Annotated in this window: 25 protein-coding genes; 21 read left to right on the top strand and 4 right to left on the bottom strand. The window is 54.4% G+C overall.

Translation table 11 applies throughout. The annotated features are described in order from the left end of the window. Nucleotides 1-23 precede the first annotated feature (23 nt). Both ACR0KX_RS20190 and ACR0KX_RS20185 read left to right on the top strand, forming a co-directional pair. Entirely contained in the window at nt 24-359 is a 336-nt protein-coding gene (locus tag ACR0KX_RS20190) for a potassium channel family protein (protein ID WP_170624882.1), read from the top strand. A 133-nt stretch (nt 360-492) separates the two neighbouring features. Further along, on the top strand, nt 493-1296 hold the full coding sequence (locus ACR0KX_RS20185; RefSeq protein WP_170624883.1) for a bestrophin-like domain: 804 nt from the start codon (nt 493-495) through the stop codon (nt 1294-1296). Nucleotides 1297-1496: 200 nt separating this feature from the next. Here the strand turns inward: ACR0KX_RS20185 and ACR0KX_RS20180 are convergent, their stop codons facing one another. Then, entirely contained in the window at nt 1497-2831 is a 1335-nt protein-coding gene (locus ACR0KX_RS20180; protein WP_480588544.1) for a tetratricopeptide repeat protein, read from the bottom strand. 410 nt (nt 2832-3241) lie between these two features. Here ACR0KX_RS20180 and ACR0KX_RS20175 point away from each other — a divergent pair, with 410 nt between their 5' ends. The 7 genes from ACR0KX_RS20175 to ACR0KX_RS20145 all read left to right on the top strand — a co-directional run bounded on the left by ACR0KX_RS20175 (nt 3242) and on the right by ACR0KX_RS20145 (nt 11235). Then, nucleotides 3242-4909 (top strand): sulfatase-like hydrolase/transferase, encoded by a 1668-nt coding sequence (locus ACR0KX_RS20175; protein WP_170624885.1) that lies wholly within the window; start codon nt 3242-3244, stop codon nt 4907-4909. Between the two features lie 68 nt (nt 4910-4977). Beyond that, a complete protein-coding gene (locus tag ACR0KX_RS20170) occupies nt 4978-5709 on the top strand; it encodes a hypothetical protein (RefSeq protein ID WP_170624886.1) in 732 nt (243 codons plus the stop codon). Nucleotides 5710-5821: 112 nt separating this feature from the next. Continuing rightward, nucleotides 5822-6931: an HlyD family secretion protein gene (locus ACR0KX_RS20165; RefSeq protein WP_170624887.1), complete on the top strand. Its 1110-nt coding sequence runs from the start codon at nt 5822-5824 to the stop codon at nt 6929-6931. Nucleotides 6932-7051: 120 nt separating this feature from the next. Then, entirely contained in the window at nt 7052-7900 is an 849-nt protein-coding gene (locus ACR0KX_RS20160) for a formylglycine-generating enzyme family protein (RefSeq protein ID WP_170624888.1), read from the top strand. Nucleotides 7901-8120: 220 nt separating this feature from the next. Beyond that, nucleotides 8121-8777 carry a YSC84-related protein gene (locus ACR0KX_RS20155; protein WP_170624889.1) on the top strand — a complete coding sequence of 219 codons (657 nt, stop codon included), beginning with the start codon at nt 8121-8123 and terminating at the stop codon, nt 8775-8777. Between the two features lie 59 nt (nt 8778-8836). Beyond that, nucleotides 8837-10033, top strand: a complete 1197-nt coding sequence (locus ACR0KX_RS20150) for a DUF3300 domain-containing protein (protein WP_170624890.1) — start codon at nt 8837-8839, stop codon at nt 10031-10033. 50 nt (nt 10034-10083) lie between these two features. Next, complete coding sequence (locus ACR0KX_RS20145; RefSeq protein WP_170624891.1) at nt 10084-11235, top strand: BamA/TamA family outer membrane protein; 1152 nt, start codon at nt 10084-10086, stop codon at nt 11233-11235. 341 nt (nt 11236-11576) lie between these two features. On the opposite strand, the gene ACR0KX_RS20140 is transcribed toward ACR0KX_RS20145, so the two are convergent. From ACR0KX_RS20140 to ACR0KX_RS20130, 3 genes are all read right to left on the bottom strand, one after another. Beyond that, entirely contained in the window at nt 11577-12530 is a 954-nt protein-coding gene (locus ACR0KX_RS20140) for a helix-turn-helix transcriptional regulator (protein ID WP_152460691.1), read from the bottom strand. Between the two features lie 187 nt (nt 12531-12717). Then, nucleotides 12718-14007 carry a helix-turn-helix domain-containing protein gene (locus ACR0KX_RS20135; protein ID WP_152460690.1) on the bottom strand — a complete coding sequence of 430 codons (1290 nt, stop codon included), beginning with the start codon at nt 14005-14007 and terminating at the stop codon, nt 12718-12720. Between the two features lie 367 nt (nt 14008-14374). Continuing rightward, complete coding sequence (locus ACR0KX_RS20130; protein ID WP_170624892.1) at nt 14375-14833, bottom strand: hypothetical protein; 459 nt, start codon at nt 14831-14833, stop codon at nt 14375-14377. Between the two features lie 419 nt (nt 14834-15252). Here ACR0KX_RS20130 and ACR0KX_RS20125 point away from each other — a divergent pair, with 419 nt between their 5' ends. From ACR0KX_RS20125 to ACR0KX_RS20070, 12 genes are all read left to right on the top strand, one after another. Then, nucleotides 15253-15609, top strand: coding sequence for a hypothetical protein (locus ACR0KX_RS20125; RefSeq protein WP_142638830.1), 357 nt, complete (start codon nt 15253-15255; stop codon nt 15607-15609). Between the two features lie 48 nt (nt 15610-15657). Beyond that, nucleotides 15658-16071 (top strand): thermonuclease family protein, encoded by a 414-nt coding sequence (locus ACR0KX_RS20120; RefSeq protein WP_170602109.1) that lies wholly within the window; start codon nt 15658-15660, stop codon nt 16069-16071. Nucleotides 16072-16545: 474 nt separating this feature from the next. Then, nucleotides 16546-17169 (top strand): hypothetical protein, encoded by a 624-nt coding sequence (locus ACR0KX_RS20115; protein WP_152460688.1) that lies wholly within the window; start codon nt 16546-16548, stop codon nt 17167-17169. Beyond that, on the top strand, nt 17166-17591 hold the full coding sequence (locus tag ACR0KX_RS20110) for a TSCPD domain-containing protein (RefSeq protein ID WP_152460687.1): 426 nt from the start codon (nt 17166-17168) through the stop codon (nt 17589-17591). The genes ACR0KX_RS20115 and ACR0KX_RS20110 overlap by 4 nt, the downstream gene beginning before the upstream one ends. Then, entirely contained in the window at nt 17588-18232 is a 645-nt protein-coding gene (locus ACR0KX_RS20105) for a lytic transglycosylase domain-containing protein (protein ID WP_152460686.1), read from the top strand. The genes ACR0KX_RS20110 and ACR0KX_RS20105 overlap by 4 nt, the downstream gene beginning before the upstream one ends. Continuing rightward, a complete protein-coding gene (locus ACR0KX_RS20100; protein WP_152460685.1) occupies nt 18229-18510 on the top strand; it encodes an HAD family hydrolase in 282 nt (93 codons plus the stop codon). Before ACR0KX_RS20105 ends, ACR0KX_RS20100 begins: the two co-directional genes overlap by 4 nt. 3 nt (nt 18511-18513) lie before the next feature. Next, on the top strand, nt 18514-18792 hold the full coding sequence (locus ACR0KX_RS20095) for a VirB3 family type IV secretion system protein (protein WP_152460684.1): 279 nt from the start codon (nt 18514-18516) through the stop codon (nt 18790-18792). Beyond that, nucleotides 18767-21151 (top strand): VirB4 family type IV secretion/conjugal transfer ATPase, encoded by a 2385-nt coding sequence (locus ACR0KX_RS20090; protein WP_480708738.1) that lies wholly within the window; start codon nt 18767-18769, stop codon nt 21149-21151. The genes ACR0KX_RS20095 and ACR0KX_RS20090 overlap by 26 nt, the downstream gene beginning before the upstream one ends. Continuing rightward, nucleotides 21148-21285 carry a hypothetical protein gene (locus ACR0KX_RS20085; protein ID WP_170425207.1) on the top strand — a complete coding sequence of 46 codons (138 nt, stop codon included), beginning with the start codon at nt 21148-21150 and terminating at the stop codon, nt 21283-21285. The genes ACR0KX_RS20090 and ACR0KX_RS20085 overlap by 4 nt, the downstream gene beginning before the upstream one ends. Then, nucleotides 21285-22031: a type IV secretion system protein gene (locus tag ACR0KX_RS20080; RefSeq protein ID WP_152460682.1), complete on the top strand. Its 747-nt coding sequence runs from the start codon at nt 21285-21287 to the stop codon at nt 22029-22031. The genes ACR0KX_RS20085 and ACR0KX_RS20080 overlap by 1 nt, the downstream gene beginning before the upstream one ends. Then, entirely contained in the window at nt 22028-22528 is a 501-nt protein-coding gene (locus ACR0KX_RS20075; RefSeq protein WP_152460681.1) for a hypothetical protein, read from the top strand. The genes ACR0KX_RS20080 and ACR0KX_RS20075 overlap by 4 nt, the downstream gene beginning before the upstream one ends. Continuing rightward, entirely contained in the window at nt 22525-23580 is a 1056-nt protein-coding gene (locus ACR0KX_RS20070) for a TrbL/VirB6 family protein (protein ID WP_152460680.1), read from the top strand. The genes ACR0KX_RS20075 and ACR0KX_RS20070 overlap by 4 nt, the downstream gene beginning before the upstream one ends. Nucleotides 23581-23598: the final 18 nt, after the last annotated feature.

Genomic DNA, 23598 nt, shown 5'->3' with positions numbered 1-23598 from the left:
CGTTTCAATGGCCGAGAACCGGAATGCTGAGTAACTTTCTATTCAATTATATTGGCCTGTTTCGAGCCTTGGCTATGGCGTTAACAGATGGACGGTCGCTGCACTTGCTCGCAATGTCCGCGTCACTGGTCTTTGTCAGTACTTGCTTTTACGTACTCGTCGAGGGTTGGAGCATTTTGAATGCGATGTATTTTTCAGTCATCACCATGTCGACTGTCGGCTACGGTGATATTGCGCCCATCACCGCAGCGGGAAAGGTCTTTACGATGATCTTCACCGTTGCTGGCATTGGAATTTTCGTAGCTACGATCACAACCATCGCCACCATCTTTGTTGCGAATTTCAAGGTGCGAAAGTGACTAGTGACAGGCTGAACCCCAAAGCAGCCGTTCATGCTTTCCGCAGCATTCAAAGGAACGAGATATACGGGCGCGCCATGCAACCGTTACCTAGCCTTGTTGATATTCAAAGCTATTCCAGAGGCCACTGACGATGGGTCCAATCGAGTATTTTTCAGCCTTTGCCTTCATTGGTTCAATTATTGTCTTAGCGCTTGTCAGCTATTTCTTGGCGCGTTTGGCTTTTCGCAACAGGATTGTGAAGGAGGAAACACGTGAGTTGGCAGTCTCTGTCCTGTTTCGGATTGGAGCCTTGCATGGATTGGTTCTGGCGCTTGTATTTGCGCAGGACCTGGCGGGAGTACGCAATGTTACGCAAGCTGCGGCGCGAGAAGCTTCACTGGTTAGCGACATCTACCATGACGCCGAACGTTACGGGCATGTCGAAACACATGCGTTGCGGCAGAGCTTTGCTCGATATGCCTTGATCGTCACGGAAGAAGAATGGCCACAACTCGCCAGTAAAAAAGAGCTTTCAGAACTGGCATGGCAACATTGGGAGGCAGGATATGCCCTGTTGCTGCGGATGACCCCTGAAACTTCCGAACAAAGCCGTTTACACCAATTCATGCTTGAAGATGTGCGAGAGATATCTGAATTGCGGGAACGGCGCGAGAACGCAGCGCGTGGTGCATCAAGGGCGTTGTTCAGTATGGCTGCTCTTGTGGGTATTGTTCTGATATCAGCGGCCTTTTTTACATGGCCCGCGACGGCATTGAATTTAACACTGGTCTCCATGTTTGCAGCTTATTCTGGGCTGATCCTGTTCATGACCGTTTCTTTTTCCAATCCGTTTGAAGCGCCGGGGAGGGCTCCAACATCTGGTTTTGAGCGGTTCTTGACTATTGAAGTACGAGAGATGGCAGCGACCGATTTTGATCAGGCAAACAGCGATTAGTGTCGCGGTTTGAGAGCATCTGGGCTGGAAATCGGAGAATTCAGCCGGAACCAAAAAAGGCCAATGCCTTAGACGAATACCTTGAATTTCACTTGTGCAGGCAAAGGAATCTTCTTGGCTAGGATTGCAATGATTGCCACGATCCTGGACAGAAATTTCAAACTTCAAGGGTAGGGCTTTCACTATGCTGGCCGGAATGATTAGGGCACCCATCCAGCCTGTCGCATCTGAGCAATCAGCTTCTCTGCATCTTGCGGATTTTGAAACAGGCGGAGCATGAGTTCTTCGATCCGGCTATCTGGCCAAGCTTCATTGTATTCCTTAACTAGTTTTTGCGCCTCTCGTGTTCTACCCGTCGCCTGTAGAGCAGCGATCAGATGCGCGGTATTGATCTCACTGACCGGACCACCCGATGCGGCAGCTTCCATCAGGTGTTTTGCGGCCTCGTTGTAGTTTCCAGTGTAGAAACTCGCATTGCCAAGTACGTTTCGCCAAGGAAAACGCGATCCTCGCCGGTTCAGGTGCAAACCCGGGTCTGAGTTGGCGATAGCCCTTTCAAAGTCACCTGAAAAAAAAGCGATGATCGCGTCGATTTCAAGTGTGATCAGGTCATCCGGGTCCAATGAAACTGCGCGCTTGGACAAGCGGTTTGCGTCATCGAAATCCCTCTCGAACATCAAAAGGAATGCCATGGCAGATTGGCTCCAGCCTTCTGCGGGAGCTAATCGCGATGCTTCCTCGGCGTATTGTCGCGCCTGCTCGAACATCTGATCGCGGTCTGGCCCATCTGGGGCTAGTCCACCAAACATAGCTGCGGCTTGCGCAGCTCCGGCATATCCACCGAAATAATCGGGGTTTAACTCGATGGCTTTTTCAAAAAGCGTTAGCGCAGCAAGCAGGCGCGTCGGCTGCGTTGCCGGAAATAACAAGCCGCGCGCTTCCTCGGCGAGATTGCGCGCTTGAAGTGCAGTGGGAGACTCCTCAAACAGGGCCGCTCGTTCTGCGTTTTGACGAGAGTCAGACTGGGAGTTCTTCGGCACCTTGTTTGGGTCATTCACCGAAATCCACAAAGTGATCGCAGCAATAGCCAACAATCCAAACGCACCGGCACCAATAAAGTACAGTCTAACATAGCTCTTTTTTGGTTTAGTCTCGTTTTCTTGGCTCTGTGCAACTTCAAACTGAGGCGTATAGCCACCCTTGGCGACTTGAATTCGTAGCGGATCTTTTGCCCCTTCGTCTGAATAGTACACTTCCAGTCTCCGTCGCAGACGACCCGCGTCGACTCGCACTACATTTGCAGTAGAAATGTCCTTCTGAGACTTCCGGCCATAAACGTCCTGAGCAATGTTTTTTCCACGTATTTTGTCGCCGCGCCCCGCAATACTTTCCTGAACAATGTACCTCAGAAACTCTTTGAGGCGGTCAGCTCCGGCGAAGGCTTTACTCGACACGACACGGTCCAAGGCACCCACGACTGCGTCGCTGTCCAAAACGATCTTACTTTGACCTTGCATTCCGAATCCCAAAGCCATGAATAACAACATAATATCATGAAGTTACGGGTTCAGTGTAACCGTAACATACCATATAAAACTATACCTAATTTTCTCATTCAAATATTCAATCCTTGTCCGCTAGTTCCCGGAGGCCTGCTGTGGAAATCGAAGAATTGTGGAGTGCTGGGTTAGAAGAGTGCTTCGAGAATGGGTTTGAACACGTTTGCGCGCTCTATCAGCGGGATGAAGTTTTTGCTGAGATGTGCCGCGACTTTGTCGAAATTCACAAACTGAGCAATCTAGACCACACCACAGATGTACATGTGCTTGAGTGCTTGATTGGGCTCAGACAAGAAATCCAATCCCACTTCCAGAGCGTACAATCATCGATCACTCCAAACCATCCGTAGAGAACTGGCAAAGTCAATCAGAGGAAATGTAAGAGTATGAAACTAACCTGGTTAGCAATTGCTCCTATTGCCTTGGCAGCGCAGCCGCTGCTGGCACAGGAAGCGCCGATCAATCATGACGCTGAGTATTATATCCTGCAATCGCAGCGCAGCACTCAGTGGGCTGAGGATGACGCTGCCGTTGATGATGCGCTGGCAGGCTTTCGCGAAGCGAACGGCGGCAAAGCGCCAAATATCATCAGTGTTCTGATTGATGACTTGGGTTTCGGCGATATGGGCATCCCGGAATTGAACGCGCTGCGCGGATATGAAACGCCAAACATAAACGATTTCTCGGACGAGGCTATGCGCCTGGTGCGCATGTACACCGAGCCATCTTGCACGCCAACCCGTGTTGCACAAATGACTGGCCGTTTGCCGGTCCGTATGGGAATGGGCGACACTGCGGTTGATATCGCGGGCTTTGGCCTACCGGGTGATGAAGTCATCCTGCCGGAAGTTCTGAAACAGGCCGGGTATGCAACCAGTCACGTTGGCAAGTGGCACATGGGTGACATTGCTGAGAGCTGGGCCATGAACCAGGGCTTTGACTATGCCCAGATGGCGGTACACCAGCAGGGTCAGCTCACGATTTTCAATGACGACGCCATCAAAGAGGGCGTGTCGGTCGCGAATAATGACTACTTGCCCACTTACACCTTGGACGCATTCTTTCGACCTGACGCATCGCACATGATGACCGTTATCGAAGGCGAAGCTGGAGGCCCGATCCGTGAGATTCGGATGGAAGAAGGCGAGCGATGGAATGCCGCGAAATATGGTGAAATGAACCAGGCGTTTCAGGACAAAATGATGGAAGAGCTGTCCCGCCTTGCTGGAGGAGAAGAGCCGTTCTTCCTGCAATACTGGCCGATGCTGCCGCTCGACAACACGCGAACTGGTCGGGAGGGGCCGCAGTCGCCGAATGGGGGCCTTTATGCGGACAAGATGCAGTTGGTCGACCGTTGGCTGGGCGACATGTTTGATGAAATGGAGAAGCTGGGCATCGCTGACAACACCATCGTTGTGGTGATGGGCGACAACGGTCATTTCACCAAGTATTCGCCGCAATCCGGCTATACCCCGATGATTTTCCGTGGCGGCAAATCGGATACGACCGAAGGGGGTGTGCGTACAGATGCCTTTATCCGCTGGCCTGGAATGATCGAGGCGGACAGCATGCTGAACAGCATCATCCATGTGTCTGACATCTATACGACGCTGGCACGCTTCGCCGGGGCTGATGAGTATATCCCGCGTGACCGGCTTGTAGATGGTGTGGACCAGACAGCGTCAATCCTGTTCGACGATGAGCAAAAGGGACGCCGTGACCATGTCATCATCTATTCCGATGATAAGCCAAAGGCCATTGTAAAGGATCAGCTGAAGCTGAAGCTGCCGCCTCCAGGCGAGAACCCGATCGTGGCGAAATTCTACAACCTGTACCACGATACACGCGAGGAATACTCGGTTTCGACAGAAGTCGGCGCATGGGGTGGCCAGGAATTCGTGCGTATTCTAGCTCGGCACAAAGCGCGCAAAGAGAACTATCCGGACACACCACCCGCTTTTGGAATGCCCTACGAAGGTATAGAGAACATTCGGCCAGAAACACAGGCCGCAGTTGATGCCTTTATCGTCCGCAAGGACTCTCCCAATCAATGACAGAACTCCGGCGGCCCTGATCTTGGGCCGCCGGGCATCTAGTTGCCACACGAAGATGGAGAAGTTGTTTGAAACAGCTCATTAGCACTACCGCGTTGACCGCGATCATGACTTGTGTCGCAGGGCCATCCTTTGCTGATCAAAATAATTGGGACTTCCGCGCGTTTATCTATCTCTGGGCGCCTGAATTGGGTGGTACCACGGTCACCGGCGAAAGCATGACCGTGAGTTTCTCAGACTTACTTGATAACCTTGATTTCGGTTTGATGGGCGCACTGGAAGCAAACAACGGGCCGATTTCAGTATTAGGCGATTTTCAGTACCTCGATGTAAGCGCAGATCAAGACAGTGCTGTAGGACCGGGCATCCCGGCCAGCGCAGATGCGGACGTTACAGGTTTCGTATTCACCGGCTCCGTCGGGTATGACTTCAGACATACGCAGGATGGTCAGTTGGTCGGTTTTGGTGGCTTCCGCTACCTCGACATGGACACGACGGCGAACCTGGCTGTTGGTAACGGTTCACAGCGCGTTTCCGGGTCAATCTCCAACACTGATGCCATCGTAGGCGTGCGAGGCGTCTTCCCAATAGCAGATCGTTGGGCCTTTTCATTTATTACCGACGTTGGCGGGGGTGATAGCGATCTGACCTGGCAGGCAGGTATCACGTTTGACTACCAGATCAACAATTGGAACCTGAGTTTTGGGTACCGCCATCTCGACTGGAATATCGGGAACTCAGACGTTGTGAGTGATCTCTCATTCTCCGGGCCCATAGTCGGCGCGAAGCTCTCGTTCTAATGCCGCGAAAGAAGCAACGACAACCGACTCCCAACTAAGGAAACCCGTGTGAATGGCCTTCCTATTGCCGACGGAGTTGATTGGATGATGAATACCTGATGAGGCACATTAAATGCTGATTGTTTTGGCACTGTATTTCGGGCTCGCCTGGCTCGTGTTCTCAAAACTCCGCCTGTTACCGTGGAACGCTGTCTCTAAGACTGTCATCTATGGTGGCAGTATTCTCATCGCGTTGGTTGTCATCGGGGCATTGAATCATACGACACCCACAGGAACGGCATCCGTTCAAGGCGCGGTGATCAATATAGCGCCCAACGTTTCTGGCCCGGTGACGGAAGTGGCTGTGAAGCCCAATCAACCGGTGGCAAAGGGCGATGTGCTTTTTCGGATCGACAACACCGAATACTCCGCAGAAGTGGCTCGGCTTGAAGCCGCTCTTTCTTCTGCGCAGGCTGAAGCGGACCAGTTGGGCCATGACCTGACAGCCGCCGAAGCTGATATTGCATCACTTGAAGCCCAGCTAACCTTTGGCATTGCGCGGCGCGATGACATCATCCGTCTCGCAGACCGGGGCGCATCGTCAGAGTTCCAGCTGCAGGAGGCCGTTTCCACAATTGAGCAACTTGAGACGAACCTGCGTGCGGCGGCGGCCCGAAAAGCGGGCCTTGAGAGGCGTCTCGCAGCGCAGGTGGACGGCGTCGATGTGGGTGTCGTCGAAGTGGAGAACATGCTGGCTCAGGCACAATGGGTGCTTGAACAGACGGTAATTCGCGCGCCTGCCGATGGTTTGGTGACGGGGCTCTCGCTCAGGCCCGGAAACCGGGTTACGACACTGCAGGGCGCGGTCAATTTTGTGGTTCCGGGAGATCGCGTCCTGATTGCGACCTTGCCGCTGAGCAGCCTTGAGAACGTCTCCGCGGGTGACAAGATCAGGATCGCGATGCGCAGTGCTCCAGGCCAAGAGTTTGAAACAACCATCCGAGACATACCTCCTGCAACAAGTGAAGGAGCACTTGATACAAGGAGCGGCCTCCCCTCGCTCCGTGAATTGGCCGGATCATCGGAATACATCGTGATCGCAGACATTCCGAACGACCTGAGTGACAAGACGACAAAGCTTGGTGCGTCCGGCACCGCCCTAGTGATTACCGAAGAGGCCGGAGCGATCTCCGCGCTGGCAGAAATCCTTTACTGGATCACAAAGAAGCTGAATTACCTATGAACAAAGCGATGCAACAGGTGCATGTCTATGTCGGTATCGAATAGGTCTTGCTGTGCCCCGAGTCCTCAAAAAAATGCGAACGCAGGAATATTCGCGCTGAGAGCCGGTGCCGCAGCACCGATGCTGGACGGGACACTCGAAATCCCTGGCGGCAGCCCAATCGTCGGCACTTCGCATCCGTTGATACCTGACGATGGTGAAGAGACGCGGCGGTCCAAGCCGCTCAAGCCGTTTCGCATTGGTGCGACCACAGTCACCAATGAGCAGTTCAAAAGATTTGTCGATGAAACAGGATACGTCACGGATGCCCAAAGAATTGGATGGTCCTTCGTTTTTTGGCTCGATGTGCCGGATGATACCCCCAACCCTCTTGGTGTCGCAGGTACGGAATGGTGGCGTCGCGTTGAAGGCGCCAACTGGATTGACGTTAACGGTCCCGGCACGTTTGGGACCGCCTGGTTTCCGGATCACCCTGTCGTACAGGTCTCCTGGAACGATGCCCGGGCATACGCAACTTGGGCAGGTGGCCGATTGCCGACCGAGGCGGAGTGGGAACATGCGGCGCGCGGCGGGCTGGGGGATGTGAGATATCCTTGGGGTGAAGAAGACCCGAATGATCGCGATTTCTTTCCCTGCAACATCTGGCAAGGCACTTTCCCGCATCGGAACATTGAGCTGGATGGCTACGCAGCAACTGCACCTGCTTCGTCATTCAAGCCAAACGGCTATGGTCTCTATAATGTCGTTGGGAATGTTTGGGAGTGGACTGCTGATCCATACCGAATTCCCTCTTTGAAGAAAAGCGTCCGCAAGAAGCTCGATCGGATGAAAGGTTTTCGACTGCTGAAGGGCGGATCGTACCTTTGCCACGCGACCTATTGCTGGCGGTATCGAATTGCGGCCCGGTCGGGAAACACGCGGGATAGCACCACCACACATCAGGGCTTCCGCATGGTGTTTGATGTTTGAATGTTCGTCATTTTCCAATCGCGCGACCGGTGCAGTTTTGCCGTGCTGGAGTTCAAGGAAATGACATGCGGACGACGTCTGAATTGGGGGGGTTTCTGTTTGAGGACCCAATGGCAGAAACGGCGTACGTAGCGACCAAGCACGGCTGTCAACGTACCTGGCAAGAAGGCTTTTTAGCGCGGCGCAAGTGATGCACCGGCAAGTCAAGTGGGAGGAAGAAATGCAACTTACAAAAGCAATCACAGCAATCGCGATAGCTGGGTTTGTACATCTGTTACTGGGGCAACCCGTGAATGCTCAGAAGCTGCTGGACAAAGTCACAGAAGGCGTTTCTGGCGTCGCCAAGAAAGTTGGAGATACCGCAGAGGGAGCAAGCGAAGCTGTTGTGGATGCGACCGAAAGCATGACAGCGGCTCAAATTGACAATGGCGTCAATGAGGTTCTTACGCAGCTCTACGCAAGCTCACCTGAGACCAAAGAGCTGTCTGAGAAGGCTGTTGCAGTCTTGGTGTTTCCCAAGATTACCAAGGGTGGGCTGATGGTTGGTGGGCAATATGGCGAGGGAGCTTTGCGGGAAAACGGCAATACGACCGGATACTACAATATTGCGGGCGCATCGTATGGGTTTCAGGCGGGCGTTCAGCAATTCTCTTACGCCATGTTTTTTCTAAATGACACGGCTCTCGAATACCTTAGCAGCAACAATGGTTGGGAAGCAGGTACTGGTCCAACGCTGGTTGGTGGCGACCAAGGTTGGTCGGCATCGATGGGCACAAGTGACCTGAATGGAGACATCGTTCCCATAGTCTTCGGCCAGGAAGGTCTGATGGCAGGCACGAGCCTTCAGGGAACGAAAATCAGCAAGATCGAAAAGTGATCCACTCTGTAGCTACGCAGAGTGCAATACCGTTGTGAACGAGGGGGTCGGACAGGGCCATGTCGATAAAATTTAATCTTCTTTGTGTTGCTTGTCTGGCTGCGTTTGCGACAACCACCCATGCGCAGGACGCTGTTCCCGACCAAGACGGCGGCGTCGAAACCACATCTGAAACAAATGACGCAGCAGTAGACGCGGACTTGCTTACGCAGGCGGAACTGGAAGCGCTTGTCGCACCCGTTGCCCTTTTTCCCGATACCGTCCTGACCCAGTTGTTCATCGCGGCAACGCAGCCCCTCGAAGTGGTGAAAGCGGAACGCCTTCTGGCCGAAAATGAGGGTGCCACCGCAGATGAGCTGACCCCGCTGATCGAGGCGGAAGGATTTGACGAAAGTGTGGAGGTGTTGGCCATTGGCTTTCCCGAGGTCATATCAGGTATGGCCGCCAATATCGATTGGACTGAAACCATGGGGCTGGCGATGCTGGCGCAGACAGAGGACGTCTTGGGCGCAGTACAAACCATGCGTCAGACTGCGATCAATGCCGGCACGCTTGTTTCCGGTGATGAAATGACGGTGACGCAAGATGCAACGGATGCTGTCGTTGTTCAGCCCACTGATCCGGAGGTTGTCTATGTCCCGCAATATGACACCGAAACAGTTTACGTGGAGCAGGAAGACACGACCGGCGACGCACTGCGCAACATCTTATTTGCGGCAGGCACAGTCTATCTCATAAGCGAGATTTTCGATGATGATGATGACCGATATTACTACTGGGGGTGCCGCAACTGCGGAGGATGGAACGGACGCCCGATCATCGGCAACCCGAACACACGTCCGAACATCGACGGGGATGTTAATATCGATATCGACATCGAAAACTCCCGAAACACCGTCTGGCGTCCCGATGATGACCGCAAAAGGGAAGCCCGTCGCGAGATCAACGACACCCGGCGCCTAGCGGATGGCAATCCCTCCACGCTGCCCGCAAAGAACAAGCCGTCCCGTACAGATGAGCTAAGGCGCGACCTGAAGGCCCGCCAGCAGGGCGAAGGTGTTCTGAGCAACGGGCCCGCGCCAAACCCACAACCGCAATTCAGCCAACCCCCTGCCAGCCCACCTGCAAGCGGTAGTTCGCGCCCCGCCCTAGGAGACGCAGGTGGTGGCACTCGTCCCGCTCTGGGAGGCGGAAGCGGAGGCCGTCCCAAACCCGGCAACCGCGCCGGTGGAGGCGACAGGTCTATCAGGCGCTAGTCCAGTAAGATTTGGCAACCAAATCGGATCGGTCAGAGTAGTCTAAATCAATGGCGCATTTGTACCCAACTGAGTTTAAGAGCGCGATCAAGAGGTGTCTGCGTGGCACGGTTCCGAGCATACTATTACTTCAAGGTGTTCTCTCGTTTGCTGCGGGCGCAAATGAAACCGCTATCGAAGAAAGCTTCGGACCGACCCTCGAACAGGATACCAATAAGGCGTACGGGCTACGAAATGGTTCATTTCTCGCCGTCCCGGTTCCGTTCTCAAACCCGCTTTTGGATTCTGGTCTTGCACTTGGTGCCGGATATCTTTTCCAAACGTCTGAAGACTCAGATACATCCTATTTTGGTCTCGGTGCTATGAGATCTTCCAATGGAAGCGAAGCTTATGGCTTCTCCGGAGATTTGTCTTTCAGAAGCGGGTGGAATTTCGACGCAACGCTAGCCACCGCGAATCTAAACTATGACGTTTTCTTTGGCGGCACCCGCTTCCCATTGGAACAGGAAGGCCAATTCGTGGAAGTCGGTTTTGATCGTGATCTAGGTCGTAACTTTTCGGTAGGTGCAGGCGTTCGGTATCTGGAAAGCACGATCAAACTCGCGGCGGAAGATGATCGCATCCCTGATGAATTACTTCCAGATCTTACTGGCGAGTATCTGGCCCTTAGCCTGCGTGCTGACCGAGATACACGGGACGACAGTGATTATCCGACAACAGGAACAAACCTAAGTTTTGAGCTAAATCTTGCAGACGTTATTGAAGGGGTAGAACGAAGCTACACTTACGCGTTTGCAAATTTTGATACTTTCCATTCGTTGAGCCAAAGTTCGGTGTTGGCAACCCGCCTGTCTGCGTGTCAGGCTTCAGATGAAACTCCGTTTTTTGACAAGTGCTCCATCGGCTTCACAGATGGGTTCCGCGGTTTCACCCCGACTGAGTTCTTCGATACTAACTTAGTCTCGACGCAGATTGAGTATCGGCAGAGGCTGAGCGGTCGGTTCGGTTTTGTCGTATTTGGAGGCATCGGATGGACCGGATCGAGTTTCTCCTCATTAACAGACGATGGAAATCGGGTAGCAGGTGGTCTGGGACTGCGGTATCGGGTTTCCAATGACTTCCCGATAGACTTTTCTGTCGACGTAACGAGAAATAACCAAGGTGATGGTTTTGTCTACGTCTATGTCGGACAAAGCTTCTAAGGACTGGTATCCATAATCACCGTAACTAAGCAAGTGGTGCGAATAGCAATAATTCGCGTATGCACCGAATGCGGCATTGAAGAGCTTCGCTGGACGTCTCTTCTTGAGCCGCACGCTCGACTTTGCAAAGTCCTGGAAATCGGTGACATTCGGACCGTCGGGCACAATTCGGTCTTAAGCTGCGTCTAGTTCGAATGGCAGTTCCCCAAGCAAAGGTGTCCCAGTAAATTTGTAATTAACATAAGATTGACTACGGCCAGAAGGACGGCCTGTAAGCGAAATTATGTGAAACTTGCCCCTGCTCACAATTTTGCAAATCAAGCGGTGCACGTGGGCCGAACTCAGAGATGCCTGATCCACACGCATTGATCCCGGTTGGGCCCAAGTTCTTCGAGGATCCTTTCAGCATCCAGATTGAAGTCTTTGGCAATTTCCTGGACCTGAACCGCCTGAAAGCTATCCAAGTTCCGCACCGTTCGACCATCTTCAAAGGTGATCAACTCGTGTGATCTTCCAGACCAACGCACGATCCCGCCGCAAAGGGTCTGTCCTTCAACATCCGCAAGTTCGGCGACCGGGTCGGCAAAGAAATCGGTCCATTTAAGAATACCTGTGCTGACAGCTCTCGCCACTGCTTGTTCCGTTGTCCGGCACTTGAGTTTTGTGACGATCGAAGACGTCAAAGCATGCACCATTCTGGAGGAGAGCCCCGTCTGGCCAGCAACTACGGATGGGATCAATCCTGATGCGAGCATCTTCAGAACATCCATCTCCTGATCGGACAACGCATCCGTAGGAAAGTTGAAAACCGTATCAATCACATCGAGCGCGAGTAGATGCAGGACCTGCGCTTCGTGGCGAAGGGCAGGGAGCATACTCCCGACCAAGGCGTCCCAGTCGGAACGGCGCAGGTTGGAGGTAACCGTAAAGACGCCACGCTCCCCAAACGGATTGATAACCGGAATGGATAGTCCGTGCTGACCCACACCAAATTTTCTCGCTGCATCGAATAGCGGTGCGTGTTCACGCTGATCATCAAACACAGCCCAATCAATCGGGGCAATCATTGCGGCGCCAAATCGAATAAGGGGATCAATCAGAACCAGGTCGTTGTCGACGTAATGCCTGACCCATTCGGCCGGGAACGTGGTGCAACCGTGGACAACGTTGTGATGCTTGTCGATATGGGCGTAGGACGCATTCTCCAGCTCAAACCTGGAACAAATTTCCTGAAGGCGCGCCTCCCCGGTCTGTCTGAAATCCAGTTCAGAATTGCCAATGTCCGCGATTTTCATAGACCGTCTTCCTGTTCCGCGTTGCCGTCGAGGCCGATTAGCAACCTAAAGCTGAACAAACCACTCGGGATTTCCCGTAGCCAATCACAGATTTGAATACGCTTCTGTTCTGGAGGCGGAAACAGAGCAAAAACCTGCCGATGAGACACATGAATTGGAGAAGCTGGCAGCGCGCAACCCGACACGGTTAAATCCGCTTCTTGGGGTCTTGCGGAAACCCGTCTTCCTCCTCCCGGGCTCTTCGTGCCAACAAACCCATGAAACTGGAAATCAGGTTCAACTCCCCGCGCTCATCTGCGCGCACCATACCGCGAAGGTATCCGCCCGGATTAACCACGGGCGGCAGGCGCGGATCACTCAGCCTCGCGTCTATGATCAACCCGGCCAGGATTGCACCCATCACGGTCAAACGGTCAATCGCCGTATGCCATGCGGAGGCATTGGCGCCGATCTCCGACAATCGCGCCGAAACGCCGGTCTCAATCGCGTAGAGCGACGGGCTGGAATTCTGATCTCCGCCACCGGCGATATCGATATGCATACGCAGCTCGGGTGAGGCCAGTTCATATAGGATGCGGTTATTCACCTGCGGTAGTTTTTGGGCCTTGCTTGATGCCGTATCTGTCGGATGATTGCTTTCTAAGCAATGCGGAGGGCCGTAAGGCCCGGAGCCAGAACAATCTGGTTCCGAGGCTTCAGCCGAGGGCATTGTAACTTCGCCATCGGCGTTACAAGACAGAATTTCTTCTTCAATTTGGTCTTGTATATGGCACCCGAAACAGGCTTCGGGTTCACCCGAAAATTCACCGGGTTTTTTAACATATATTTCGATCCGCTTCCAAAGATCGTGAGCTGCCTGAACATGTGATCTGAGCCCATCCAGCGACATGTATTTCAGCTTGTCGGCACGCGGCCAGGATCGAAGTTCCCCCATCATGTCTTCCAGGCCTTCAGGACTGCAGGGGAGCGAGGCAAACACTGCCAAGCTGTGTTTCACATGTCGGTAAAGCCGTGATCGATCCCCGCGCAGCTCGTCATGTTCTTTCTTCTCGGCTTTGCTTTGCTCGTCTGCGTCGCGCATCTCTGAAATGAGGTTTAGGGCAGGGGTCAGAAAGAGGCCGAGCCCCTTGCGCTTACAACGCGCCCCATTTGCACCAAGCCTGCGTTCGAGCAGGCCAATCATTTCCAGTTCTCGTTCGTGATTGTGGATTGTCCGATCTGTCACGCCTCGACCGGCAATGAGGGTTTCCTGGCGCGCGTAGCAAAAGGGTTCCTGAGACGGGTCTCGAAAAGCACATGGCGTAATCATATCGATGATGATCTCTAAGGTGCGAATACAATGGGCTGATGCGCCTCTGATCTGCGCATATCCCACGCAGAGCTGCCGAAACCTGTCTCGATTCCAACCCTCGGGAAGGCCGTTGTGGAAGCGTATATTTTCGTGGTGATGGACGGATGCGATCTGCCGAAAGCTCATCGTATTGGCTTCCCTTGGCAAAGGTCAGTATTGGCATCGCAGCTTAGCGGGGCAGGGTGTTCGGTATGGTTAAGGGGTCTCATAGTCTGCTTCTCTTTGGGGAAGCAAGGCAGGTTGAACCTCAGCAAATAAACACAGAAAAACCGTTCGCACAGATGCGTTTGTCCTTGTCAGTAATTTTGGAGTTTCCTATAAATCAGGTGATCAAACGTGACTTAAGAAGATCCCCGCTGAGGCCCCGCCTTGCGGGGGTTTTTGTTTCTGGGATTAAGTTTTTCCTCCGGGCCAATCGGCCTGGTTTAAAAATGCAGCTGGCGATTTTTGGTGGCATAGCCAGGAGCAACGCGTTGTACCGCAGGTCAGCACCTCAATATCGGATGAGTTCGTAGTCGCTGAACCCGAATGTGTCGGTCCACTCGACGCCAACGCCGCGGAAGTAGCTGGGAGGTTCACAGCGATTGCCCAGTGGCAGCCAGTAAGGGATTGGGGCAGGAGCGCGCTCGGACCAGCGAAAATTCGTATTATCGTCGTAGGTGCCAACCACAAGATCAAGCGAACGCTCGCAATCTCCCTCCCTTGAACGACGGCGATAGCTGTAGTGGCGCACATCCCAAACCCTGATGGATCTCACAACGTCGAAATCGGAAGAAGAAAGATCGACGCTGATCGGGGTGGCTTGGAAACCGTCACCGTATTGGCCGTGATGTGCATCGATCCTTCCTATCGAGATCGCTGCGTCTACCAGTATTGGCTTAGCGGTGTCATCCGATGGAAGCTCTGGAACTGGGCTAGCACTGGTGCGCTTGATGGCTTCCAACCGTTCCATAGGACCCAAGTCCGAGGGGCTGTGTGACGTATTCATCGGACAGCGCCAGAGTTGAAGCGGCGGTTCGACCGGGTAGGGTGTGATGCGCCGAATGAACTCCGCCTTGGCTGCGACGCAATCAGCCGAACTTGGCCAACCCCCGGCGAGGCAAAGGAATATGGCACAGTCAATTGGATAGGCACGAGCCTGCGTGGCTGGCAGTGCAGCGAGTGCAACTGCAAGGGCCTTCGCGCGAGTTCGATTTCCGGATTTTGAGTGTTTCAAGATGGTCTCTCCTGCTTGCGAATCGCCTAAGCAATATCCGGCCAATATATTTCTGACAATCCAATATCGTATATTGGCGGGTTTTCTTATATTGACGTAGATTGTGTTTTAGTCCACAACTTTTGGATGTAGAAGACGGCCCATAGGGGGTCGTCATGGCGGACAACAAGAGACAATACACTGTGGTAACCATCGAGATGGTCCGGGGCCTGAAAGAGGATCAGGTTCCCTTTACATGCCGCTACGAATTTATCGGACTCGCTTCCCTTGGACGACCTAAGTACCACTGCATTTACAGCTCGCCGAACTATGTCGGGGCCTTGTGCAAGTCGAAGATCTCTCGAGCGGGCGCTGAGCCCAGAGAGTTCGATCTTTGGCCGGGCCTCTTCAAGCATCATCAGGAATTTGGTGATGGGCGCATTCTCTGCGTCAAATCAGACTATACGATCGAGTCGATTACCCCAGAGGGTCTCGAAGCAGCTCAGGCCCTGGACGCGAAATCCAAAACCTGATCGGTCACGTTCGAGAACCCGGCTCATCAAAATGCTGGGGCAGGGCGCATGAAACGGCTCTTGTTTCTCAGCGCTACACTCGCGTCTTTGTTTTTTGTTGCGGTCTGGATTGAACCATCAAAACAAACAATAACCCTGAGCGCATCCGAGGTGATTGCCGTTGATGGTGACACCATCGACCACGGTGATGACCGCTACCGCCTCATCGGTTTCGACACTCCTGAGACCTTCCGCGCACAATGTGAGGCCGAGAGAGCTTTGGGTCTGAAAGCCAAAGACCGCCTGACGGAGATCATTCAGACCAGTGGGCAGATAGAATTGGTTATCCAACCAGACCTGGACGTGCATGACCGTTTCCTCGCGGTCGGACGTTCAGGTGGTCAGGAGATAGGGAAAACTCTGATATCCGAAGGTCTCGCGCGACCCTATTCGGGCGGCAAACGCGGGTCCTGGTGCGGCTAGACGAAAGGACTGAGCGACGACTTGCAGAAAATGGAACAAAACCACCGAGCAGTGAGCGGTCCTGTCGATTGCGCCAACAACCGACAGGACAAGAAACGCCCCAAATCCATCCGGGCATTCCTCAAACATCAAGAGAGAACTGTACTATGGTAAAAACAGTAACCCTAGATGCCGATCTTAGATCGGACAGCACCGCGCCAGAGTCAATGGGTGCGACCCTGGACAACGTGCCTGCACCTCCGACCGCTTAGCGCTGTCTGACGATTTGGGCGAGCGGGACATCCGAACGTTTCAGCTAGGCCATCCGACTAAGAGATCCGAACCAGACATTGGTTTTTTGCGGCGCCTCTGAAGGTTCCGTGTTGTGTCCCGGCACCCTTTTCCCACGGCCCAGATGACCTGATGTCGAACCCCATAATAGTAATTATGTAAAAACTACTGACCTATTTTTTGAAAGGCGGAAAGGTGATCACAGTGGCCTTCGACACTATCGAAAGCAAGATTGATCGGCGCTGGGTGCCTGCCGCCCAGAGCTTCGAGCAAGCCCGTAAGGACATTCTCACCGTAATCCGCCACCTTGCCGGAGAACGGTCAACCATCAAGCGCGGAATGCGCGAATACTGGCTGGAAAGCGATGCCCGCGCCACGGCTTTCGGAATCGCGCTCGAAATGTTCCATGTCCTCAATGATCTTGAGTATGTCCGTGCAAATCGGCTCTACAAAGCCTTGAAGTTGCACGCAGACGTTAACAAGGCGTTGGGTCCGAAAGAGCTGTTCCGCTTTGCTTCACCGGAAAAGGCCGCTGCGCTCATCCAAAGCAGCAGCCGAGCAAACTATGCCAACTCATACGCAACCCTGAAATTCGGTTGCGACCTGTCAGGCACAATCGACGCCGACACCGCGCGCGACGTTCTGAACCGGCATGAAGCCCTTTGGTTCGTTTACCCAAACGCCACCTATCACGTTCACCTGATCCGTGAGGGTGTCTGGCTGGACATCGTTATGCCGCTTGAAGTGGTCGTTGAGCTGCGCCTTGAAGTGGATTTCGCAATGCAAATCCGACAAGCGGAACTTGATGCGCAGGGAGCTTTGTCATGAACAAGCCTGCGCGCAAAGTTCTTCCTGATCGTCGGCTGGCTGAAACACGCCGCGTTGAAACTCCGCAAGGGCACACTGCCTTTGTCACCATCGGGTATGATCCGGCGTCGCCAATCAAACCCCGTGAAGTGTTCTATAGCGGCGGTTTTCGCTCTGGCAGCGACCTCGAATACCATCTGCATGATCTGTGCGTTCTGATTTCGCTGTTGCTGCAGCACGGCGTAGCAGCTTCGTTTCTGTCGCGCTCTATCGCTCGCAAGACTTCGGCCCTTGGTGGCGAAGAATACGCAAGTCTCGCAGGCTGGTTGGTGGATGCTGTCAGCATTCCGCCGTCCTGGACTGATGAGTACGTGGCCGCGACCGGCGACGAACAGAACCCCTCCAATTCCTCGCCAACTCAAGCAAAGGAGAAATCCGAATGATCGCAGCAATGCGGCCCCTTCTGCTCGTCTCCACGGCATTTGTGGCGACCGGCGCAAGCGCCCAGGTCATCGAATACGAGCCGGATGGCAGCGTGTTTCTGAACGGTGCGCGGGCAGAAATCGTCAATGGCGTCGTTCGGCCAATCCGGATGCGTGAGTACACGCTTGACGAAAAACCGGAAGCGCCGAAGGCCAAGCCACAGGAAAAGATCGAGATTGCGGGCAAGGCACCGCGGCCTCGCAGATCCTCGGGCGGCTGGTCGCAGGAGCGGATCGTCAAAGAAATCCACGCAGCGGCGGAACGCCATGACATTCCGGCCGAGTTGTTCATGGCGCTGGTCTGGCAGGAAAGCCGGTATCGGGCTGACGCTCTGTCACCCAAGGGTGCCTATGGCTTCGCACAGCTCATGCCCGGAACGGCGAAAGACCTGGGCGTGAACCCAAAGAACCCTGCAGAAAATCTCGACGGTGGTGCCCGCTATTTGGCGGCGCAGTACCGCGAGTTCGGAACCTGGAAGCTGGCGCTTGCCGCCTACAACGCCGGGCCTCACCGCGTCGTCGAATACGGCGGCGTCCCCCCCTTCACCGAAACCCGCAATTACGTGCGGATCATCCTAAGCAAAGTGAGCACTTCCTCATGAAAAGAACCCACTTCTACCAGCAGATGGCGTTTTTCGCGATCACTGCGTTCATCATCACAGCAGCGCCCGCCTCCGCTGGCTGGCTGCAAGATGCCATTGGCGATTTCATCAACGAAACGCTGGCCGACTCGAAGGTCGTTGGCGTCAGCCTTGCCGCTGTCGGCTTCATCTGGGGCTGTCTCGCCTACGTGTTCGGCTGGGGTTCGCTGAAAGGCCCGGTAATCGCTATCGTCGTCGGCGCTGTTATCGGCCTCGCTGATACATTCATCGGAGGCTGATTGATGCCGCGCCGCAATACGGTCTTTCGCGGCCTGAGCCGCCCCGCAGAATGGGGCGGCTTACCCGTGATCTATCTGCTGGTGATCCTCGGGATGACCATGCTTTCGTTCTTCATGTTCGGGATAGCGCCAGCAATCATTGCGGGTTTTGTTTTCTACACCGGGCTTCGCCTCTTTTACGAATGGGAACCGGCTTTCTTCCGCGTCCTGTCCGTAACCCTTTCCAAAACTCCGCGCACCAAAAACCGCCAGCATCATGGGGGAGATTACTATAGTGCCTAAGCCTGCTGCACAGGATTTGTGGACCCTTGCCCGCTCGTTGATCGAGCCGAGCTGGCGCAAGGATGAAATGAGCCTCTTTCAGATGTTGCCGTATGGCTATGTCGTGGACGATGAGGTCATTTCTACACGCAACGGTGGCCTCATCGCCGCTGCAGAAATCACCGGAATCAACGCAAACACGCTGGACGAAAACGAGTTCGAGTTCCTGGCCGAACGGTTTGAGCGTGTATTGCGCACGACACCCAATGAGGTGGCCTTTTATGTTCATCGACTGACCGTCCCAGCTGAGACTGGTCATGTCATCACAGATCCAACCGGCTTTGCCGGTGCAGTGGCGCAGGCCATGCGCTCAGCGTCCGTCGATGCAGAGCTGAAAGAACGCAAGATCATCATCAGCGCCATTCTGCAAAAGCGGCAGGATGAGCGGGCAAAACAGATGTTCGGCATGTCGTCTGGAACGATAGACGAGGAACGCCGCGAAATGATGGAACAGCTCGACGGTGTGTTCACAACACTGGCGGGCACGCTGGGCGAGGCCCGTATGCGCCGGCTGAAGCTCAGCGAGGGGCGTTGGCTCGGCTATTATGGAATGCTGTTGAACGGTCGGTATCAGCCGATCATTCACACGAACATTGCAGAACCCATCGCCTTCAACATGCCGCAAGAGGATGTGCTGTTTCAGGGCAAGCGCGGCAAACTGGTCACGGGCGACGATCAGGAACGCTCCATCCGTGTCTATTCCCTGAAGAATTACCCGATGGCTTCGTTCCCCGGCATTTTCGACGGGCTAGACCTGCCGGTTGATGTCGTGATTTCGCAATCCTTCCTGCCGATCAGCCGCGCCCAGGCGCAGGAAATGGAACGCCGCAAGTCGGGACAAATGCGCTCGGCAGGCGACAAGGCAAAGTCGCTTGAAGAGGATTTGTCCATTCTGGCGGACGGCATTGCCTCCGGCACCATGTCACTCGGCAAGCACCACCTGTCGATCTGCGTGTTTGGGAACGAGGAAGATCTGAAAACCGCCGAAAAACACATCATCGGTGAAATCCAGATTTCGGGTGGCACGGTGAAGCGCGAAGCGATGTCGGCCCGTGCCGTGTACTTCGCACAGCACCCCGGCAATTTCGCGTTCCGCGCCCGTGAAGAACTGATCACGGACCAGAACTTTGCGGATATGGTTGCGTTCCACATGCGCCCCAAAGGGTTGGATGCGGAAAAGCTACCTTGGCCGGGGCCATTGGCGACTTTCCCGACGACACACGGGGACAGCTACGATGTTTCGCTGCACCTTCCCAAGACCAGCAAAGACGCTGAAAACCTGCCCTCCGGCCACACAATCATTCTGGGGCCGAACGGATCGGGTAAAACTGTGATCGCGATGCTGCTGGCGACAATGGCGGTGGCACAGGGCGCGCGGATCATCGCTTTTGACAAAGACCGGGCAATGGAGGCTCCAATGCGGGCGCTCGGCGCACAGTACACCCGCGTCCGAGTTGGTGAACCAACAGGCATGAACCCATTTCAAACCGAGACGGATGAGGCTGGGCAAAGCTGGCTCGCCAATTGGGTCATTGCCCTATTGAGCTATGACGAACCACTGACCACCGATCAGAAGGATGAAATCACAAGGGCTTGCCAAGCCAATGCCACTTTGCCGCCTGCGCTTCAGAACTTCGATTCACTGGTGGAACGGTTCAGAGCCTTTGACGATGACAAGAACCTGTACAAGCGTGCAAGTGAATGGGCGGGCGAAGGCCGCTTGTCCTGGATGTTTGGCGAGGGTGGCTCAGATCCGTTTGCTGCTGGCGACCGTCATCTTGTGTTCGATATTTCTGAGGTTCTGGATGACGAATTGGTGCGGCTGGCATGGATCAGCTACGTCATGCGCCAGATTGAACGCCGCTGCGCCACCAAGATACCCACTGTCTTTGTGATTGATGAAGCATGGGTAATTGCTGGCAACCCTTATGGCGCTGGCATCCTCATAAATGCCTACACCACGTATCGGAAGCTGAACGTCATGATGATGATGATGACGCAGATCCCCGATCACCTCCTGTCGTCAGCGGCAAGTAAGTCGATCCTGGAAAACACCAGCACGCAACTCTTGTTCCCCTCTCGATCCGGCAATGAAGCAGACTACCGGGCAATCGGCTTGAACGATTCAGAGCTGGGCGCGCTGAGGGCGCATTTTGGCGACCGCGTAATGCTCATGAAGAAAGGTGATGAGAGTGTTTGGCTCGATGTCGATGTCGGCGCGCTCGGCCCGCTTCTTCGTGTTCTGAGCGGATCAGACGGAAAATCGTTCCCTGATCCTGACTGGCGAAAAAACCCCAACTTCTGGAAGGAAATCACATGAAAGCCCGCCTTGTCATCACCCTTGTAGTTCTGGCCGCTGTCTCGGCCTGCACCAGCACCTATTCGGGCTATCGCAGCAAATGCGCCTGTGACTTTGAGCGCATGACCTCCCCTGAAAACTTGGAGTTTGTCTGATGGATATTTCAAAGAAATTCCGCACAACCATTGCTGTTTCGGTTCTGGCCGCCCTGCCAGTTATGACGGCAGCCCAAGGTGTTCCGACCATCGACGCCACGGCCATTGCACAGGACGCAGCCAATTCGGCCCGCGAAGTCGCGGAAATGGTCCGCCAATACGAACAGCTGATGCAACAATATGAGAAGCTCGAGCAGCAGAGGGCACTGCTCGAAAACTCCCTCAAAACCATCAGTGGTCTGACGGATCTGGACCAGTTCAACAGCCGCAGCTTTCTGAAACTGGCAACGGCAGCTGACACGCTTGGATACGCCTTGAACGCGACCGAAGATACGATTGGCGATCTTCCAGGCGTCGCCGGACTCGCGATGGAACGCCGATCAATCAGCCTGGGGCTGAACAATGGAATCCTTAAAGAATTCAGTACGTCAGACGTGCCAGCCCGGCGCATTCTCTCGGAGCGAGGTGGCGCTGGCTTGATGGCATCGGCCTTGGGTGAGAATGGCTATGACATGGCCGGTCAGCTCTCCGAAGATGCAGAAAAGCTGCGCGGTGAAATCGGTCAGCAAGAAGATCTGAAGGATGCAATCGACTACAACACGGCGGTTCTCCTTAAACTCCTTCAGGTTGAAATTGAAATCTTACGCGCAACCTCGGCTAATGCTCTGGCGTCGGGCACGGATCTGGCTGCAACCGCTGCCGATCTTTCGACACTCAGCAACTATGTACGAGGAACCTCACAATGAAACTCCGCTCAACTCTCATCCTGACCATTGCAGCCGCCGCCGTTATGTCGGGGGCTGCATCGGCACAGGTGAAGCTGCGCCCATCACCCAAGGTCGATATGCCGTTCGGTGAATATCGTAAGTGCCTTGGGTACTCGGGTGCGCGTGAGTACGGTCGTCAATTCGTCAAAAACGATCAAGCGCGCATGGCCGAAGCGGGCCAATCCGCAGACAAGCAGCCTCTTGTGACCAACTGGTCGGTGGTGATCCTGAATGAACAGGTCATCGCTGCGCACGAGGCCACCATCGAGCAATGCATTCTGCGCAAATCTGGCGAGACCTTCAGCACCGAATGTCCGCTGGGCGGTTTAAGCCGTGAGGACGCCGCCCAAAAGGTCGGAGCTGACCAAGACGAGTTTTGGACCCAACCGTCCGACAATCTTGCCGCGCTGAAAAAAGAGCAACGGACCCGTCTGGAAGCTCTGCGCCCTGCAATTGAGGAGGCTTGTGGGCCGTGATCCAAGATTTCGTCAGCTCGATTGAGGCTGCGCTAAATAACTTCTCGCAGCAAGCATACAACAGCCTGGCGGCGGATCTAGCATCCGCCCTCTGGGCAATAGCCGCGCTGATCTTCGTGGCAATGCTGATCAACGGTGTGCTTCAAATCCGAGAAATCGGGTTTGGTGGCTATGTCGGCTGGATCATTCGGGCGACGATCATCATTGGTATGGCTTCTAGCTGGAGCTTCTTTCAACCCATTTATCAGGGCATTTCGAGCCTCCCAGACACGATTGCCGGAGAACTGACCGGCACAACAAATGTCTGGGAAGCACTCGATGACATTGCGCTTCAGTGTTTCTTGATGGGCCAGCAGGCTATTGAAAACGCAACCTGGGGTCTGAGCATCACCGGGGCTATTCTCTGGGTTGTTGGGGCTGTCATCGTTGCTTTTGGCACCGGCATGGCGCTGATCGCAAAAGGCGGTCTAGCGGTCCTGCTGGGTCTAGCGCCTGTTTTCATCGCAACGCTGCTCAGCTCGGCAACAGCCAATATCTTCGCAGCCTGGGCGAAAACGACTGTTGGCCTGATCATGGTCATCGTCGTTCTGACAGGCATCGTTTCTCTTATTCAGGCCCTTTTCAGCTCCGAACTGACCGCTGTTGAGGATGTGAACAATATGGAGGCCAGTGGCCGGTTTTTGGCGATCTGCATTGTTTCAATCGTGATGCTCACGCAGATCCCGTCGCTCGCGGGCGGGATGTCGGGTGCAATCGTTTCGGCATCCTCGGGTCTTGCCGTGGCAACTGGTGCTGCAGCAGCCGCAAGAAGTGCATTGGGCACTGCAAGCGACGGCGCAAGGGGTGCAGTAGCCGGTGGGAAAACTGCCGCTGCTATGGCTTCCGCAGCACGTGACGGGACTGGCGTTCGTGACAGCGCGTCTCGCGCAATGCAAGCGCGTCGGGACATAGCGCACAGAGCCCGAAATCAGGATGGGGCAGCTCGTCAGAGCTACGCCGCTGACCGTTACCGGCAGAGCATTCGACAAGCTCGCGCCAATAAATCTTCATAAATCGAGGTACAGAGCAAA

This window comes from Ruegeria sp. BG5 (assembly GCF_056538425.1).
Note: the sequence above shows the minus strand (reverse complement) of the source record. Positions and strands in the feature narration are given on the sequence as shown.

What these genes read in the sequence shown, in the direction of transcription:
- ACR0KX_RS20190 (WP_170624882.1), top strand. Translation starts at nt 24, where the DNA reads ATGCTGAGTAACTTTCTATTCAATTATATTGGCCTGTTTCGAGCCTTG.
- ACR0KX_RS20185 (WP_170624883.1), top strand. Translation starts at nt 493, where the DNA reads ATGGGTCCAATCGAGTATTTTTCAGCCTTTGCCTTCATTGGTTCAATT.
- ACR0KX_RS20180 (WP_480588544.1), bottom strand. Translation starts at nt 2,831, where the DNA reads ATGGCTTTGGGATTCGGAATGCAAGGTCAAAGTAAGATCGTTTTGGAC.
- ACR0KX_RS20175 (WP_170624885.1), top strand. Translation starts at nt 3,242, where the DNA reads ATGAAACTAACCTGGTTAGCAATTGCTCCTATTGCCTTGGCAGCGCAG.
- ACR0KX_RS20165 (WP_170624887.1), top strand. Translation starts at nt 5,822, where the DNA reads ATGCTGATTGTTTTGGCACTGTATTTCGGGCTCGCCTGGCTCGTGTTC.
- ACR0KX_RS20160 (WP_170624888.1), top strand. Translation starts at nt 7,052, where the DNA reads ATGCTGGACGGGACACTCGAAATCCCTGGCGGCAGCCCAATCGTCGGC.
- ACR0KX_RS20155 (WP_170624889.1), top strand. Translation starts at nt 8,121, where the DNA reads ATGCAACTTACAAAAGCAATCACAGCAATCGCGATAGCTGGGTTTGTA.
- ACR0KX_RS20150 (WP_170624890.1), top strand. Translation starts at nt 8,837, where the DNA reads ATGTCGATAAAATTTAATCTTCTTTGTGTTGCTTGTCTGGCTGCGTTT.
- ACR0KX_RS20145 (WP_170624891.1), top strand. Translation starts at nt 10,084, where the DNA reads ATGGCGCATTTGTACCCAACTGAGTTTAAGAGCGCGATCAAGAGGTGT.
- ACR0KX_RS20140 (WP_152460691.1), bottom strand. Translation starts at nt 12,530, where the DNA reads ATGAAAATCGCGGACATTGGCAATTCTGAACTGGATTTCAGACAGACC.
- ACR0KX_RS20135 (WP_152460690.1), bottom strand. Translation starts at nt 14,007, where the DNA reads ATGAGCTTTCGGCAGATCGCATCCGTCCATCACCACGAAAATATACGC.
- ACR0KX_RS20130 (WP_170624892.1), bottom strand. Translation starts at nt 14,833, where the DNA reads ATGGAACGGTTGGAAGCCATCAAGCGCACCAGTGCTAGCCCAGTTCCA.
- ACR0KX_RS20125 (WP_142638830.1), top strand. Translation starts at nt 15,253, where the DNA reads ATGGCGGACAACAAGAGACAATACACTGTGGTAACCATCGAGATGGTC.
- ACR0KX_RS20120 (WP_170602109.1), top strand. Translation starts at nt 15,658, where the DNA reads ATGAAACGGCTCTTGTTTCTCAGCGCTACACTCGCGTCTTTGTTTTTT.
- ACR0KX_RS20110 (WP_152460687.1), top strand. Translation starts at nt 17,166, where the DNA reads ATGAACAAGCCTGCGCGCAAAGTTCTTCCTGATCGTCGGCTGGCTGAA.
- ACR0KX_RS20105 (WP_152460686.1), top strand. Translation starts at nt 17,588, where the DNA reads ATGATCGCAGCAATGCGGCCCCTTCTGCTCGTCTCCACGGCATTTGTG.
- ACR0KX_RS20100 (WP_152460685.1), top strand. Translation starts at nt 18,229, where the DNA reads ATGAAAAGAACCCACTTCTACCAGCAGATGGCGTTTTTCGCGATCACT.
- ACR0KX_RS20095 (WP_152460684.1), top strand. Translation starts at nt 18,514, where the DNA reads ATGCCGCGCCGCAATACGGTCTTTCGCGGCCTGAGCCGCCCCGCAGAA.
- ACR0KX_RS20090 (WP_480708738.1), top strand. Translation starts at nt 18,767, where the DNA reads ATGGGGGAGATTACTATAGTGCCTAAGCCTGCTGCACAGGATTTGTGG.
- ACR0KX_RS20085 (WP_170425207.1), top strand. Translation starts at nt 21,148, where the DNA reads ATGAAAGCCCGCCTTGTCATCACCCTTGTAGTTCTGGCCGCTGTCTCG.
- ACR0KX_RS20080 (WP_152460682.1), top strand. Translation starts at nt 21,285, where the DNA reads ATGGATATTTCAAAGAAATTCCGCACAACCATTGCTGTTTCGGTTCTG.
- ACR0KX_RS20075 (WP_152460681.1), top strand. Translation starts at nt 22,028, where the DNA reads ATGAAACTCCGCTCAACTCTCATCCTGACCATTGCAGCCGCCGCCGTT.